This is a genomic window from Bradyrhizobium sp. UFLA05-153 (assembly GCF_054185185.1).
Genome location: NZ_JBBIAM010000023.1, coordinates 93770 through 108535, shown reverse-complemented (window position 1 = coordinate 108535; position 14766 = coordinate 93770). Strand labels below are relative to the sequence as shown.

Annotated in this window: 13 protein-coding genes and 3 pseudogenes; 8 read left to right on the top strand and 8 right to left on the bottom strand. The window is 59.9% G+C overall.

Features of this window, described 5'->3' with window-relative positions:
* The 3 genes from Q2941_RS16515 to Q2941_RS16505 form a co-directional block, all read left to right on the top strand.
* A partial coding sequence (locus Q2941_RS16515; RefSeq protein ID WP_458193116.1) for an integrase core domain-containing protein occupies window positions 1-303 on the top strand: 303 nt, incomplete at its 5' end.
* A 48-nt stretch (window positions 304-351) separates the two neighbouring features.
* Window positions 352-1560, top strand: coding sequence for an MBL fold metallo-hydrolase (locus tag Q2941_RS16510; RefSeq protein WP_458193115.1), 1209 nt, complete (start codon window positions 352-354; stop codon window positions 1558-1560).
* A 641-nt stretch (window positions 1561-2201) separates the two neighbouring features.
* Window positions 2202-3182 (top strand): catalase family peroxidase, encoded by a 981-nt coding sequence (locus Q2941_RS16505; RefSeq protein WP_458193114.1) that lies wholly within the window; start codon window positions 2202-2204, stop codon window positions 3180-3182.
* Between the two features lie 737 nt (window positions 3183-3919).
* Here the strand turns inward: Q2941_RS16505 and Q2941_RS16500 are convergent.
* From Q2941_RS16500 to Q2941_RS16475, 6 genes are all read right to left on the bottom strand, one after another.
* Window positions 3920-4786 carry a D-psicose 3-epimerase gene (locus tag Q2941_RS16500; protein ID WP_458193113.1) on the bottom strand — a complete coding sequence of 289 codons (867 nt, stop codon included), beginning with the start codon at window positions 4784-4786 and terminating at the stop codon, window positions 3920-3922.
* Between the two features lie 111 nt (window positions 4787-4897).
* A complete protein-coding gene (locus tag Q2941_RS16495) occupies window positions 4898-5896 on the bottom strand; it encodes an ABC transporter permease (protein ID WP_458193112.1) in 999 nt (332 codons plus the stop codon).
* The gene (locus Q2941_RS16490) at window positions 5880-6878 is read right to left on the bottom strand and encodes an ABC transporter permease (protein ID WP_458193111.1); all 999 of its coding nucleotides are present in this window, start codon (window positions 6876-6878) and stop codon (window positions 5880-5882) included. The genes Q2941_RS16495 and Q2941_RS16490 overlap by 17 nt, the downstream gene beginning before the upstream one ends.
* Window positions 6871-8382 (bottom strand): sugar ABC transporter ATP-binding protein, encoded by a 1512-nt coding sequence (locus Q2941_RS16485; RefSeq protein WP_458193110.1) that lies wholly within the window; start codon window positions 8380-8382, stop codon window positions 6871-6873. The genes Q2941_RS16490 and Q2941_RS16485 overlap by 8 nt, the downstream gene beginning before the upstream one ends.
* Before the next feature lie 90 nt (window positions 8383-8472).
* Window positions 8473-9417 carry an autoinducer 2 ABC transporter substrate-binding protein gene (locus Q2941_RS16480; RefSeq protein WP_458193122.1) on the bottom strand — a complete coding sequence of 315 codons (945 nt, stop codon included), beginning with the start codon at window positions 9415-9417 and terminating at the stop codon, window positions 8473-8475.
* 162 nt (window positions 9418-9579) lie between these two features.
* Window positions 9580-10599: a LacI family DNA-binding transcriptional regulator gene (locus tag Q2941_RS16475; RefSeq protein ID WP_458193121.1), complete on the bottom strand. Its 1020-nt coding sequence runs from the start codon at window positions 10597-10599 to the stop codon at window positions 9580-9582.
* Between Q2941_RS16475 and Q2941_RS16470 the strand changes: the two genes are divergently transcribed.
* The gene (locus Q2941_RS16470; protein WP_458193123.1) at window positions 10505-10729 is read left to right on the top strand and encodes a hypothetical protein; all 225 of its coding nucleotides are present in this window, start codon (window positions 10505-10507) and stop codon (window positions 10727-10729) included. The two genes, Q2941_RS16475 and Q2941_RS16470, sit on opposite strands and share 95 nt — an antisense overlap.
* A 327-nt stretch (window positions 10730-11056) precedes the next feature.
* On the opposite strand, the gene Q2941_RS16465 is transcribed toward Q2941_RS16470, so the two are convergent.
* Window positions 11057-11533, bottom strand: coding sequence for a DUF1269 domain-containing protein (locus Q2941_RS16465; RefSeq protein WP_458193109.1), 477 nt, complete (start codon window positions 11531-11533; stop codon window positions 11057-11059).
* Here Q2941_RS16465 and Q2941_RS16460 point away from each other — a divergent pair.
* The 4 genes and pseudogenes from Q2941_RS16460 to Q2941_RS16445 form a co-directional block, all read left to right on the top strand.
* Window positions 11528-11950 (top strand): annotated as a pseudogene (locus Q2941_RS16460) (TenA family protein); the annotation flags it as partial. The gene Q2941_RS16465 and the pseudogene Q2941_RS16460 sit on opposite strands and share 6 nt — an antisense overlap.
* Window positions 11951-12290: 340 nt before the next feature.
* Window positions 12291-12602 (top strand): annotated as a pseudogene (locus Q2941_RS16455) (FAD-dependent oxidoreductase); the annotation flags it as partial.
* Window positions 12603-13020: 418 nt separating this feature from the next.
* Window positions 13021-14142 (top strand): adenylate/guanylate cyclase domain-containing protein, encoded by a 1122-nt coding sequence (locus Q2941_RS16450; protein WP_458193108.1) that lies wholly within the window; start codon window positions 13021-13023, stop codon window positions 14140-14142.
* 37 nt (window positions 14143-14179) lie between these two features.
* On the top strand, window positions 14180-14575 hold the full coding sequence (locus Q2941_RS16445; RefSeq protein WP_458193107.1) for a tetratricopeptide repeat protein: 396 nt from the start codon (window positions 14180-14182) through the stop codon (window positions 14573-14575).
* A gap of 89 nt (window positions 14576-14664) precedes the next feature.
* Here the strand turns inward: Q2941_RS16445 and Q2941_RS16440 are convergent.
* Window positions 14665-14745 (bottom strand): annotated as a pseudogene (locus Q2941_RS16440) (tyrosine-type recombinase/integrase); the annotation flags it as partial.
* Window positions 14746-14766 lie beyond the last annotated feature (21 nt).

Below are 14766 nucleotides of genomic sequence, written 5' to 3'. Positions count from 1 at the left end.
ACACGCCGACTGCGTGCCATGGGTATTCGCGACAAGCCTATTGCACCAGCCTCACCCTGGCAGAATGGCTTTGTCGAGCGGCTGATCGGATCGATCCGGCGCGAATGTGTGGACCACATCATTGTCCTGGGCGAGGCACATCTGCGGCGGATTCTGAAATCTTACGCTTGCTACTATAACACGACACGAACGCACTTGGCCTTGGATAAGGATGCGCCCGTTTCTCGCCCAGTTCAGCGAACCGGTGTGGTCAGGTCACTTGCCATCCTGGGCGGACCTCATCACCGCTACCTCAGGATTTAGGTTTTCGGTATACACAGCTGTCATCCTGAAAAATGGAAGGGACGTGCTATGTGCTATCTGATCGGGAAAGCTCTCCAAAGCGCTCTAACGCGCCGCAATATGCTGGGTGGCGGGGTGGCGCTTGCTTCCTTCATGTGTACACCGGTCCAGGCCGCGGCGGATATTCAGCGCGAGGTGGAGATGGCGCAGGCAACAGTGCCCGCGGACCAACCGGGGGCACGGCTCTTGTTGCTCGGCACTGCCGGCGGCCCGAGTTGGTGGCCAACTACCGATCGATGCAGCTTCTCCTCGGCGGTGATAGTCGGTGATGCGGCATATCTCGTCGATTGTGGTGAAGGCGTCGGGAAACGCCTCCAACAGTCGCTCAGACCGACCGACTCAGGTGCTCCGACCCTGAGAACCCTTAGAGCCTTGTTTGTGACACATCTTCATTCAGACCACACAGTCGATTATCCGAACATTCTGCTATACGGCCTGTATCAAGGTCTCGACCGTTCTTCGCCGCCGCTGAAGGTTTTTGGCCCAGGACGGCGCGGTCAAATGGAGCCCGTATTTTCGCTTCCAGGGCAGACGGCCGTCGAGCCCGAGATCATAAACCCCGAGAATCCCACTCCGGGCATCTCGGACTTGACCAACTACATTTCGCAAGCTTACGCGACCGACTTGAATGATCGCATGCGCGATAACGGCAAGCGTAGCTTGAAAATGCTGGTCGAACCCCACGACATTGCGATCCCTCCGGTGGCCGGCTTCAAGTCGCCCAATGAAACCCCTTCGCCGGACATGGAGCCCTTCAAGGTCTTTGAGGATGACCGCGTACGTGTCTCCGCTACTTTGGTTGACCATTTCCCCGTTTGGCCTGCATTCGCATTCCGTTTCGACACGGATGAGGGTTCGGTCGTTTTCTCCGGCGACACGAACCCCAACAAGAATCTGATCAAGTTGGCCAAGGGAGCGGACGTGTTGGTCCACGAAGTTATTGTGGTCGACTGGGTAAATCGGCTTTTTCCAGAGCCGCGTTCGGTAGCCAATGAAGGCTTGCGCCAGCATCTGCTCAATGCGCATACGCCCGTCGACCAAGTCGGCAAGGTGGCCGAGGCAGCCGGAGTCGCAAAGCTCGTGTTAAGTCACATCGTTCCTGGCAATGCGAGCAATGATCAGCTTTCGGCGGCAAAGAATGGCTTCTCCGGAGAACTGATCATCGGGCAAGACCTGATGACGATTCCCTTAACTGCCGCCTCGCAACGCAAAGGCTGAACTAGGATAACGAACCCGACTCCGAAGGAGTGATCGAGATTATCCTTTCATCTCGGTGATGTAGCTTGCCATTGGCTGACCATCTTACAGGATTAGCCGCCGCGCCGAAGATGTCGCCTTCTGGCCGATTCCGTTGAAAAAGTCCCATGTGGCGCGCACGCCGATTTTCTAAGGGCTACCGGTGCGGTCGACGCCGTTAGACAGTGGGGACCACGTCAATCTACACTGGATCGCTCTGTGGTCTTCCTAGCTTTGCCGTGAAGGCTTTTCTTTCCGGAATTCGCCCTGAGCTGATTTCAGCAAGATTTTTGCGCTGGTACTATTTTCGACTTTTTCAACAGTATCGGCCCCAAGCGACCGCGCCCGTCCTCGACTCTACCCAACTGTGAAGTCCAGCGCTGTCAGCTTCCGGGGCTAAAGCGGAAACGGCAGACGACAGCACGAACGGCGCTTTGGGCCCTCGGCAGTCGATTGGCTTGCTCAGGCGAACATTAGTTCTTGATGAAGATCTAGCCCGCCTGAACAGTGACCGGGATCGGCAAGGAACTGCACTCGCGCTGACTGACTCATCAGGAAACTGAATCGCACATAGCTGGGCTATTAGTGCTATACTGCATTGCGCTCTATTTGGGGAGGGCCCCATGACAAACCACAAAGTCATTGCTGCACTGGTTGGTTTCGGTTTGGCCGTGCCCGTCGTTGCACTAGCCCAAGACCAGCGCCTCGAGGAACAGCTCGTCAATGCGATGAACAAGGTATTCGGGGTACATCCCGGATTCCGGGCCAATCACGCCAAAGGCATTGTTGTCGAGGGGAGCTTTAAACCATCTCCGGAAGCCGCAGAGCTAAGCCGAGCGGCCCTGTTCAGCGGCGGCACGATCTCAGTGACTGTGCGCTTCTCAGACTCTACGGGAATACCAAACCTGCCGGATGGGTCCGAAAACGCCAATCCGCACGGCATGGCAGTGAAGTTCCATCTGCCGGACAGCAGCGACACCGATATTGTGATCAATTCCTTCAAGTTCTTCCCGGTATCTACGGGTGAAGAGTTTCGTGACCTGCTCTTGGCGCTGGCGGACAGCCCGCCGAACGCTACCAAGCCGACGAAATTCGAACAGTTCGCGGTGAGCCATCCCTCGGTCCCTGCCGCTTTCAGCACCGTAGCCACGCCAGACAGCTTCGTCGACGAAGAATACTACGGCATTGATGCGTTCGTTTTCGTCAACAAAGCGGGTGAGAGGAAGGCAGTCCGGTATCAGATGCTGCCTGAGAACGTCGTTCATCTCGATAAATCTGACGCGGCGAAACGGGCACCAGACTTCTTGATGGAAGAGTTGCCAGAACGCCTGAAACGGGGGCCGGTGACGTTTCACTTCAAGGCACAACTCGCTGCGGCGGACGATTCCACGAAAGATCCGACAAAACCCTGGCCCGAGAATCGTAAGGTGGTCGAGCTTGGAGTGCTGACGATCGACAGGGCAACGGAGAACAGTGTCGAGGTCCAGAAAAGATTGCTGTTTCTACCGGGTCAGCTCACAGATGGAATCGAGCAGTCCGATGATCCGCTGATCGACATTCGCAACGCTGCATATGCTGTATCGTTCTCGCGCCGCAATCCCTGACCGGCCCTTCTCGACGGTCACCGACACTTGACGGGTCGTCTGTGAGGGGAAGACCGGCCATGGCCGACCGGTGTTTGAGGTGAACCAGTTCGTGGCCGACTGTCGCGCGGCCTTCGCCGAAGATCAAACGCACATGGTGGTTCGGGAGGTACCACCGCCGCGGAATCTGATCCCGTAGTTTTCCTCGAGGATTAGGCGAAAACAGTCACGCGGCGGCCGTCCCGGTCCAACAGTGTGGCCTTTGACAAAGCGGCCGCGCCCATCGCGCAATGCGATCGGCCGGTCGGATGACGCTATCGCTCCGGCGCTGGATGGCGCAGCAGAATCGGATGAAATGCGCCGCCTGATCCGTGCCCGGGCTGCGATCGTCAGTGCTCGCTCGATCTTCAGGATGGCCTCCACGTAACGCGATCTGACCAAGACCATTAACGCAGCAATATTTTAGCACTTTCAAACGCTTGGGACCAAACACCAGCGTTTTCACTTCGAGACTCGGACTCGGTGCCCCGACTTGCGATTTGCAACGCGCGATCAATCCTCACGGTGGCCTCCCCCGCAATGTAATGCGTAAACAGGAAACAGGGTGCAAATCACCCCGACCTCAGCTCAATAATCTAGTGCGTCCAGTGGTTTACGACAAATCGGGATCAAATTGATCGTTGAAGAGAGCAACCGGATCCCGACGTCGCGGATGCTTGACTAGGAGAGGAATTCCGAGCCGGTCGGTCGCCGTGCTATCACGCCAGTACGTAGCGTGAAAACGCAAGGGATTGCCGCGCGGCTTCGTCTAGCTGCGCTTCGTCGGCATTGTCGCTGAGGTCGCGCCACACCTTGATGTCGCTGCCGATGCCGCCACCCATCTTGACGAAGGGCTCCATGACGACGGTGCCGTTGTAGCCGATCTCGCGCAACGCCGACCCGATTTCGTGCCAGGGCAACCGCCCCTTGCCGGGAACGCGGCGATTGTTCTCGCCAGTGTGGAAATGGCCGAGGAGAGGACCGGCGGTGCGGATCGCCTGGCCGAAGCTGTCCTCCTCGATGTTCATGTGGAAGGTGTCGAGCATTACCTTGACGTTCGGCTTGCCAACCTCGCGCACGAAGGCGACCCCCTCCTCGGCGGTGTTCAAGACATGGTTCTCGAACCGGTTGAGGACTTCCAGACAGAGGTCGATGCCAAGGTCGGCCGCGAAGTCCGCCAGGCTGGCGATCCCCTCTATGCCGCGCGCTCGGTCTCCCGGCTTGTCGACGGGTTTGGAATAGTCGATCGGCCAGTAGGAGTGAAGGGCGCCGCCGATGATATGAATATCGAGCTTGGCAAGGTTTGTGAGCGTTTCTTCGAAGAATGCACGCCCCGCCCGTCTGATCTCGGGATCGGGAGACGACAGATTCCTCTGCGGCGACGGACCGAGACCCGAGGTGAGCGTGATGCCGTTGTCGCGGGCTGACCGGGCGATCTCTGCGATACGCGCCGGACCATAGCTATTTAGATGGTGAGCAGCGATTTCGATCACGTCGAATCCGAGCTTGGCGACCTTTTCCACGTATCTGAGGCAGTCGGCGCTCCACTCCTGCTCCCAGTACGAGTAATAAATGCCGAACTTCATTTGCGCCTCCAGTCTCACAGTGCGATTATAGTTGTAAGCGACCACACCGTTGGCCGGTGGAACCGTGTTACGCGCGTGCCGTGATGCCGCGCGGACCAACGTCGTGCAGCGCTACTTCTTGATGCTTTCGAACAACACCCTCAGCATCGGCGTGCCGGATCGCAAGACCATCACCGCGACCAGAAAAAGGCCCCAGACGGCGGTCGACAGATGCTGGTTCGCGCCGAGCAAATTGAGGCCCGACGACAGGGTCTGCAAGATGATCAGCGATACGAACACCGGCGCGACGCGGCCAAAGCCGCCGAACGGATCGACGCCACCGAGAAAGCACGCAAGCACGGTCACGAGCAGCAGCGCGTCGCCATGGCCGACCCGCACCGAATTGAACCGGGTTAACATCACGATGCCAGCCAACGCACACATCATGCCCGACAGGGCGTAGAGCAGCGTGATCGACCGTTTGACGGGAACGCCTGAGTATTCGCTCGCCCTCGGATTGGACCCGATCATCGCTACGGCGAAGCCGTGACGCGTACGCGCCAGCAGCACATGCCAGAGAATTGCCGCCGCTATAAGCACGAGCATCGGCACGGGAATTCCGAGGATCGCGCCGTGGCCGAATTCGCGCAGGAAATCCGGAAAGCCGGAAATATCCCCGCCGCGGGTCAAAAATTCGCCCAGACCCTTGAGGAAGATCATCATCGCGAGCGAAGCCAGGATCGGATGGGCGCCGAAATAGGCGATCGTCGCGCCCATGGCCGCCCCCGAAGCCCCGCCAACGGCCAGCGCCGCTCCAACGCCGACGACGAACGCAACGACGCCAGCGTCCGGACCGCCGTTCATGTTGAGGATCCAGGCGAGAGTCAGCCCGCTGAGATTGGCGATCGCGATAATCGCGAGATTGATGCCGTTGGCCATGATCGGCGCCAGCATCGCCAGTGTCAGCAGGCCCAAGTCTGGTAACTGAAACGCGATTGAATCGAAGTTCGCGGCGCTTAGGAATTGCGGCGACGCCAGCCCGAAGGCGAACAAAGTGAGGGCGAACAGTCCGAGTAATCCCAGAACCTCGCGCCCAAACGTGTGATTCACACGTTCAATGAGTTTTGGCATGACCGCGCCTCCTCGATCCGCCGGCAAGCCGCGCGACCAGACCAACGTTCGTGAGTGAAATGGCGGCCAGGATCGTCAGTCCGATTACCATCTTGAAGGCGTAGGGTGAAACGCCGAGGAGATTGAGCCCGTTCTGGACGACCGCAACGAGCAGCACGCCGAGGAAACACCCCAGAACCGAGCCGCGACCGCCGCCGAGCCGCGCACCGCCCAGAACCACAGCGGCGAGCACGTCGAGCTCACGACCGATGAGTGCATTGGGAACGACTTCCTGGGCGATATTGACCTGCATCAGACCGCCGATCCCCGCCATCATTCCCATCCAGCTGTAGGCGATGAATTGCATCCTAACCGTCGCGACGCCGGCGCGCCGCGCACCTTCCGGATTGTCGCCGAAGGCATAGAGCTGTCGGCCGATGGTGGTGCGGGAGATCAGGAACCAGGTCGCCGCCATTGCCGCGACCATGGCGGCGACCGGCAAGGTGAGTGCGCCGCCATCGCCGAGCGAGAGGACAGCGACGCGGTCGGTCCACCAGTCCGGCAGATTGTAGATCGATTTGCCAGAGGTCGTGAACATCAAAAGGCCGAACAGGGCATTGAAGGTTGCGATGGTGACGACGATGGAGATGATCCGGAAGCCAGCGATGAGGGTGGCATTGATGCAACCGATGGCTACCCCGAATGCGCCGGCGAACAGGACGCCGAGGAGCCAGTTTCCACCGCCAAGGGCCAGCAACGCCAGCGCCGTGAGGTATTGGACGACCGATGCGCCGACAGCGAAGGAAATGTCGATGCCGCCGGTGATCAGGACGACCAGCAGGCCGACGGCCCAGATGACATTGACGGCATTATTGTTCAGTAGCGACGCGATGTTTCCGGCGCTGAAGAAGCTCGGCGAAGCGAAGCCCAGAAACAGCGCCAGCACGACCAGGACGATGAAGATGCGCGCCTCGCCCTCGTGGTTCCGCAGATAGTCACGCATAGACGGCACGCTCCAGTTCGGCGATGGATATGCGGCGCGGGTCGTATTCCGCGACGATGCGTCCGTCCGCCATGTGGAGGATTCGGTCGGAATTGAAGAAGACCTCGGGGGCTTCGTCCGAAATCATCAGGATGGCGATGCCGCGGGCGGCGAGCGCACGTACAATCCTGTAGATGCCGTCGCGCGCGCCAACGTCGACGCCGACCGTCGGGCAATCGAGGATCAGCACCTTCGGCGAGATGGCGAACCACTTCGCGAGTACGACGCGCTGCTGATTACCGCCCGATAGCGTCGAAACAGCGTCTTCCGGTCTCCCGATCTTGATAGCAAACTCCGTGACGCCCTTCGCGACGGCCGCGGATTTCCTCGCATCCGAGATGAGGCCGCCGGCGTTGGAGATCGTTCGCAGAGTCGTGATCACGGTGTTGTCGGCGATCGATTGCGGCTGCACCAGGCCAAGGGCGAGGCGGTCCTCGGAGACATAGGCGATGCCCGCGGCGATGGCGTCGCGGTTACTGGCGAAGGCGACGGGCGAACCGGACAGCCGGATCGAGCCGGTGTCGGCGCGCGTCATGCCGAACAGCGTATGCGCAAGTTCGGTGCGACCCGCGCCGATCAAGCCGATGAGGCTGATGATTTCGCCGGCGCGCACAGTCAGGTTCACATCCGCGTATTCGCCTGCGCGCGTCAGCCCAGCGATTTCGACGACGATCGGCGACGCGCCGACATCTCGGGCGGTAACAGTCTGGTCGAACCGCTTGCCCGTCATCAGTTCCGTCAGCCGCGACTGCGTCATGCCCGCTGCGTCGAACACGCCGACCAATCGCCCGTCCCGCAGAACCGTGACACGACGCGACACCTCGAGCACTTCCGCAAGCCGATGGCTTACGAAAACCACAGCGACGTTGGCTGCGGAGAGCGTCCGCACGACGGCAAGCAGATGGTCAGTTTCGGCTTGCGTGAGCGAGGCGGTCGGTTCATCCATGAAGATGAGCCTGGCGTCGCTCGCGAGCGCGCGGGCGATCGCCACCACTTGCCGGCCCGAGATGGGCAGGCTCCTCAACGGTGTGTTGAGGTCGAGTTGCACGCCGAGTTTGGCGAGGGCGAAGCGAGCCGTCTCGCGTATCGCACCGTAATTCACGAGCCGCGATGCGCCCACGAGGCCGTCAAAGGCTATGTTCTCGGCCACGGTCATTTCAGGGAAGAGCGCCAGGTCCTGCCAGATGACCGCCACGCCCTTGCGCCGGGCGATGGGCGGCGTCGGCGCCGCGACGCTCTCTCCGAAATAGTCCATGCGCGCGCCCGGGGCCGCCTGGTAAACGCCCGCGATCACCTTGATGAGCGTGCTCTTGCCGCTGCCGTTTTCGCCGGCGAGGCAATGCACCTCGCCGCGCCCGACCGAGAAGGACACGTCGTCGAGTGCGCGCACGCCGCCGAAGCGCACCGACACGTGCTCGAAGCGGATCGCGTCGGAAGCGGAGGGGTGTGACGATGGCGCCGTCATGTTGTCATTGTCAACGCGTGGCCTGGAGTGCCGTCGGGAGTTTGCGCTTTGCAGCGGAGCCTCTCCCGCAAGGCGGGAGAGGCAGGTTGTTCAGAGCCCGAGGTCAGCAAGCTTGTCGACAGTATCCTTGTTGATCGGCAGGAGGTTGTCGGTGATGATGTTGTGGGTTTTCGGGTCGGGATGGACGACCCCGAGGCCCTCAATCGTGTCGCCGTCCTTCACGTCCTGTCCTGCGGCCAACATCTTGCCGACGCGTACGAACACGCGCCCCGCCTCGGCCGGATTCCACATGAACCCGCCCAGGATAGCGCCCCCCTTGATCAGCTTGCGCCCCTGTCCTGGCGAGAAGGGCCCGACTACGAACACCTTGCCCACCTGGCCCTTCTCTTCGATCGCGCGACCGGCGCCGATCGGACCCTGGCTGCCGAATGCGAGGAAGCCATGCAGGTTGGGATGCGCTGCAAGTAGGTCGAGCGCGGTCTTACGACTGTCGTCGACGTTCTCGGCCACGCCGTAGCGATCACCAACCTGTTTCATGTCTGGATAATGGACTTTCAGATAGGCGATCGCCGCGTCGGCCCAGGCGTTGTGGAGGGGAACCGTCAACGAGCCGACGTAGACCGCGTATTCGCCCTTGCCGCCCATCGTCTTGGCGAGCAACTCCGCGTGTGCTTCGCCAAAGCCCTTGGCGGAGGCGAGTTCGAAGTCCCAGTCTTTGTTCTGGATGCCGGGGCCCTCATGCGCGACGACCTTGATGCCCGCCTCGCGCGCCTTCTGCAGCACGGGCTCCAGCGCCTTCTCGTCATTCGGAACCACGCCGATGACGTTCACCTTCTTGGCGATCAGATCCTCGATCGCGCGGACTTGAAGCGCCGGGTCCGCGCTGGTTGGGCCGATCATCGTCGCGTCGACGCCGCCCTTCGCCCCCGCTTCCTTGATGCCGGTCTCCATGGCGTTGAACCACGGAATACCGCCAATCTTAACGACGACGCCCATCGTGGGCTTGTCGGCCGCGTAGGCGCTGGCACTCAGCATTGTAGCGAAAGCTGCGCCCACCAGCAGGGCGCGCCGCGTTCCAGAGACTTTCATCATGACGTTTTTCCTCCCATGGACGCGCATTTGCGCATTTACGGATCAAACGATCCGGTTCCTCTGGATCAGGATCACGATCCAGAATTCGAAAGTTTCAGTGGCGGATCATCCCCGAAGGGCCTGAGCCGCATTCGCCCGGGGCGAGCGCGGCCGGCTGCTCTCCGGGGGCGAGGCCGTCGATTCACGGATTTTAATTTCGCAGGGTAGAAGAACGTGCTTGGCGGGCGCGCCGTCTCCCTTGATGCGGGCGCTCAATCGTTCCCACAAGATCCGCCCCATCTCGCGCACCGGCTGGGCGATGGCGGTCAACGGCGTTGCGCGGGCCCGCATCCAGGCGTAGTCGTCGAACCCGATCAGCGAGATCTCGTGCGGTAGGCGAAGGCCGCGTTCGGCCATTGTCGTCAAAGCCGTCAGCGTCGTCGCATTCGTCAAAGCCTGGATCGCCGTGGGCGGTGAATAGCGGTCGAACCATTCCGCGAGCTTCCGAGACGCTAGTTCGACGTCGAACCCCAGCTCGACGATTGCCGGTTTAGGCAGCCCCTTTGCGCGGAACACCTCGCTTGCGCCTCTGCAGCGTTGACGAATATTGGCGAGGCGCAACGATGTGGCGGCGATGAGGATGTGCCTGTGGCCGAGGTCGATGAGATGCTGGGCCGCAAGGCGGCCGGCTTCCTCGTTGTCGAGCGAAACCGTGTCGGCGCCCAAATTGCCGGTCACGCGGTCGGCGATGACGTAGGACGTCCTCGATGCCTCGACAAGCGCGCGTCCCGGAAAATCATCGGAGCAGGGGATGACGATCAAGCCGGCCGGTCGCCAAGCGAGGACGGCTTTCAGCTTGGAGCGCTCGATTAATTCGTCGCCGTGGGAACTAGCGACGATGACCTCGTAAGAGTTGCCGAGACACTGCTCGACTGCCGAAACGATCGAGGTGAAAAACGGGTTGTCGAGATCGGGAACGAGGATGGCGACGATTTTCGCATCGCCCGAGCGCAACATCGAAGCGAGAGGGTCCGCCCTATAATCGAGCACTTTGACGGCGGTCTCGACTCTCTTGGCGAGCTTAGGGCTCACCGGCTTGCGGCCAGTCAGCACATTCGAAACGGTGGCCGGAGACACCCTTGCCATCTTCGCCACATCATTGATCGAACTTGATTTTTCGACCATGATCTTTGCGCTTCCCGCTTCGAAAATCGTTTTACTGAAAAAACGTTTTTACGCCCGCTTGGGAAAAATGCAAGCAGCAAAGCCGCCGTGACCGTCTCTTCAGCGCGAGCGGCTCGTGTCGGTGCAGAGAAAGAGGCGGAGATTCAAGCGCGATCGCCACCAAGGCGCGCAGTGTGAAGCTCGGTAACCCGCACGGCCCCAAGCCATTCACTGCCGAGGCAAGACTGCAGGGCGCCGAGGCTCTACGTCAGTAGGCCGACGCTCGCGCGCAAGAGCTCAGATCCTGGCCGACCGCCTGCAACGCTTCGCTCGGTCTGCTCCGCGCACGGGAGCGCACATTGCCCCAATAGATGCAACACGCTCAGCCATGATATCAGCGGCGTCCCGCCCGCTGGTGATCGGCGGCAAAGCGAACGGTCTATGAAGTCGCGGGCTGAGAAAGAACAGCAGCTTGGACGCCGGCCAGAGCCGCCTGCAGCGCGGCTTCCTTGGTGTGGTCGAGCGATGTCTTCAGTACGGTACCGCCTTCACCCTTCAAACCTTCGAGCACCTTGTCCGCTGTAACCTTGCGCACCAGGACAAATAGAGCCGCCGTGCCAGGCTCGATGGCGGCCGCGATGTCCTTCATAGATTTGTCATCAATGCCAACATCGGTCAAATAGCCGGCAAGGGCGCCAGAGGCGGCGCCTAGGGCAGCACCAGCGAGCGGCATCAAAAAGATCAAACCAATCAGCGCACCCCAAAACGTGCCACCTACAGCACCTGCTTTGGTGGTGTTGATTAGCTGGTTTAGCTTGATATGACCCTGAGCATCCTTCACGGCGATTGCCGCGTCACCTAGTTCAATCAGGTATTCCTTTTGCATTTTTAGCAATTTCTGGCGGACCTCCTGCATGTGAAGCTCTGTGCCGGTTGGGGTCTTTCCGCGAGCGACCTTGAGCAAACCTCTCCCGCCATCGAGATGCTGGCCTACACACGCTACGTTCTCGACGCGGGAATGCGCGGTGATCTGCTGGCACTCAAGGTGGCACTTGCCCCCTGCGTGATCGGCTACGCGGAGATCGCAACGCGGCTCGCCTCGCGCCCCGGCGCGAACGCTGCGAAAAACTCCTATCGCGTTTGGATCGCCGAGTACGCCGGCGTGCCATACCAGGAGGTCGCGATGAAAGCACGGGCGCACCTGGAGCATCTCGCCAATCTCTACGCCACGCCGGCCCGCGAGGCAGAGCTGATTGCGATCTTCAAGGAAGCCACCCGACTCGAGACAGACTTCTGGGAGATGGGCTGGCGCGCGGGCCAGCCTGTTGAATAGCCCTCGGCAATTTCTGTCGGAGCATCTCCAATCGATGGGTGGGCGACGATTACATTCACCGCCGCCAAAGTCGGTCTGGCGCCATCGAGCGGATTTGCGGCGCACGAACGAAAAGTGGACGTATCTGGTGCGGTTTCTGGTGCGGCGGTCGCGCTGCGGGCAACGAGAACGAAGTAAGCTATTGATCATGTTGGTGGGCTCGGCAGGACTCGAACCTGCAACCAGACCGTTATGAGCGGTGGGGCTAACCTGACCTCGCATAGGGCAGGGCTCTTCTTCAGCGGTTCGGCCAAAAGGCACTTTTGCGCGCGAAATGCACCAAAACTCGCTTTCCGCCTCTGTTACGAGCCGCCTGGGCGCCGACCGTTTTCGTGTCGCGGGCACCGCTGAATTCAACGGGTTCAACAAGGACATCCGCGCTGACCGGATCCAGCCGTTGACGAATTGGGTGCGGACGAATTTCCCCGGTATCGATACATTGAGGATTGTGCCGTGGGCAGGACTTCGCCCGATGATGCCAAACATGATGCCGTGGGTCCGTGCAGGCCGAAGGCCGGGTATTTTCTACAACACGGGCCATGGTCATCTGGGTTGGACACTGTCTGCCGCTACGGTCGAGATGGTGGCGGGGCTCGTCGCCCAAGGAAGTTGATCATGCCGAGCCCGTCTGTGCGGCCCTGAGAGGGCGGGGCGGGCTCTCGCGAACCTTGCTGCTTCGCGTCATGGCCTTCGACTTCGATCCTTCGAAGCGGAAAGTCGCTTGTGCGATGATTTGGCCCGATCCGGCTTGCCGTACCATAGCGCGTGTGCCCAGCCGCCCGTCTTTGCCCTTTGGGCGCTTCGGCGTGGCGCCCTCACTCACTTCGCGAGCGAAGGCTGGTGGGGCCGGCGAGACTCGAACCTGCAACCAGACCGTTATGAGCGCAGCAAATATCCGGGAAATCTGAGTATTTTTAATGACGCTCGCGCGTCCTGATGCACGTTCATGCGCGCTTATTCACGGGGTTTCTGTGGGATTTCTGGTGGGCAGATTTGCTCCCTAAAGCCTCCTAGTCGAATTTGCCAGTGCCGTGGACGCCGTCAATTGCGCTACTGCCGTGCAGGACGGCATGGCAGCGTACAATCGCGATGCCGGTCAGAAGATCACGCTTCGGATCGGCATCAATGTCGGCGACGTTATCATCGATGACGGCGACATTTTCGGCGACGGGGTCAATGTCGCCGCGCGTGTCGAAGCCGAGTGTGAACCAGGCAGCGTTTGCCTTTCGGGCAACGCCTACGAGCAAGTTCGAGGTAAGACCGAATTCGCATTCGACGACCTTGGTGAGCGTCCGCTGAAAAACATCGACCGGCCGGTGCGGCTCTACGCTATTCGTTCGTCAGCTGCGCCTTTGGTCGCTCCTCGCCCGGTTGAAGATACAAGCCGTTTGGCATTGCCGGACAAACCATCAATAGCAGTGTTGCCGTTTGACAATATGAGCAGTGACCCAGAACAGGGATACTTCGCAGACGGCATAACCGAGGACGTCATCACCACCCTCTCGTACATCTCGTCATTGTTCGTAATCGCCCGCAACTCCAGCTTTGCTTACAAGGGAAAAGCCCGAGATCTTCGGCACGTTGGCCAAGAACTGGGAGTTCGGTACCTGCTCGAAGGCAGCGTAAGGCGCTCGGCTGATCGAATTAGGATAACTGCGCAGCTGATAGAGGCGAGTAGCGGTAGCCATCTCTGGGCAGACCGCTACGACAGGCTTTTGGCAGATGTTTTCGATATTCAGGATGAATTGACCAAGGAAATTGTTACTGCGTTGCGCGTGGTTCTAGCCCAAGAGGAAAGCGCACGGATCTGGCAACGATCCACCAACAGTGTCAGCGCGTGGGGCGAAGCCGTGCGAGGTTACGACCACATATGGCGCGGCACGGCAGCCGATATGAAGACGGCTCGCCAGCACCTGACGGCGGCAATTGAACAGGACCCCAAATTTGCCAAAGCCATCACTATGCTGGCTCTGACTCATTATTTCGATATTCGTTTTTCGTACACGACTGCAATCGGCGAGGCACAACGACGATTTGTCGAAGTCACCGATCGAGCTTTAGCTCTGGACCCGGACGAGCCCTACGCAATCGGAATGAAAGCTAACGTCTTGGGTCTTCAAAGAAGACTTCGACGAAGCGGTCCAACAGGCTAAACGTGCTCTGGCAATAAGTCCGAGCGACGCTTTCCTCTTGCTGTTAGCGGCTCGTGTTTTCATCAATGCCGAACGATCAACCGAAGGAAAGCAGGCGATACGTTCTGCGATGCGTTTGAATCCGTTCTATCCCGTCAACTATCTTGCTGTCCTCGGCGACGCCCTCGTCCATCAGGGAAAGTCCAAAGAAGCGCTCGACGCATTTGGTGAGTTGGTACGCCGAAATCCAAATTACATTTCGGCGCACTTGCATCTCGCGGGACTGTATAGCGTGTCGGGAAAACTTGAATTTGCGCGAAACGAAGTCGCAGAAGTATTGCGGATCAATCCGGCTTACAGGGCTTCCATGGCGAGCAGCTTTTATCTTTCTTCCGATGAATCTCGCAAACAGAAGTTTCTTGACGCCTTGCGGGCTGCTGGCCTGCCAGAGTGACTAAGCCGCCGGTTAGGCGGCACTTCCGCCAATGGCCCGAAGCGGCGGATCGCCGACGGGCAGAGCATGTCCGCTCTGCCCCCGGTGATTCAGACATCAACTTGTTCGGCAATCGCGAGCGCGTCGTCGACCTCGATGCCGAGATATCGGACTGTGCTTTCGATCTTGGTACAGTTGTGCATCGCCGGTAT

Coding starts and splice junctions, on each gene's coding strand:
- Q2941_RS16510 (WP_458193115.1), top strand. CDS start 352: ATGTGCTATCTGATCGGGAAAGCTCTCCAAAGCGCTCTAACGCGCCGC.
- Q2941_RS16505 (WP_458193114.1), top strand. CDS start 2,202: ATGACAAACCACAAAGTCATTGCTGCACTGGTTGGTTTCGGTTTGGCC.
- Q2941_RS16500 (WP_458193113.1), bottom strand. CDS start 4,786: ATGAAGTTCGGCATTTATTACTCGTACTGGGAGCAGGAGTGGAGCGCC.
- Q2941_RS16495 (WP_458193112.1), bottom strand. CDS start 5,896: ATGCCAAAACTCATTGAACGTGTGAATCACACGTTTGGGCGCGAGGTT.
- Q2941_RS16490 (WP_458193111.1), bottom strand. CDS start 6,878: ATGCGTGACTATCTGCGGAACCACGAGGGCGAGGCGCGCATCTTCATC.
- Q2941_RS16485 (WP_458193110.1), bottom strand. CDS start 8,382: ATGACGGCGCCATCGTCACACCCCTCCGCTTCCGACGCGATCCGCTTC.
- Q2941_RS16480 (WP_458193122.1), bottom strand. CDS start 9,417: ATGCTGAGTGCCAGCGCCTACGCGGCCGACAAGCCCACGATGGGCGTC.
- Q2941_RS16475 (WP_458193121.1), bottom strand. CDS start 10,599: ATGGCAAGGGTGTCTCCGGCCACCGTTTCGAATGTGCTGACTGGCCGC.
- Q2941_RS16465 (WP_458193109.1), bottom strand. CDS start 11,533: ATGCAGGAGGTCCGCCAGAAATTGCTAAAAATGCAAAAGGAATACCTG.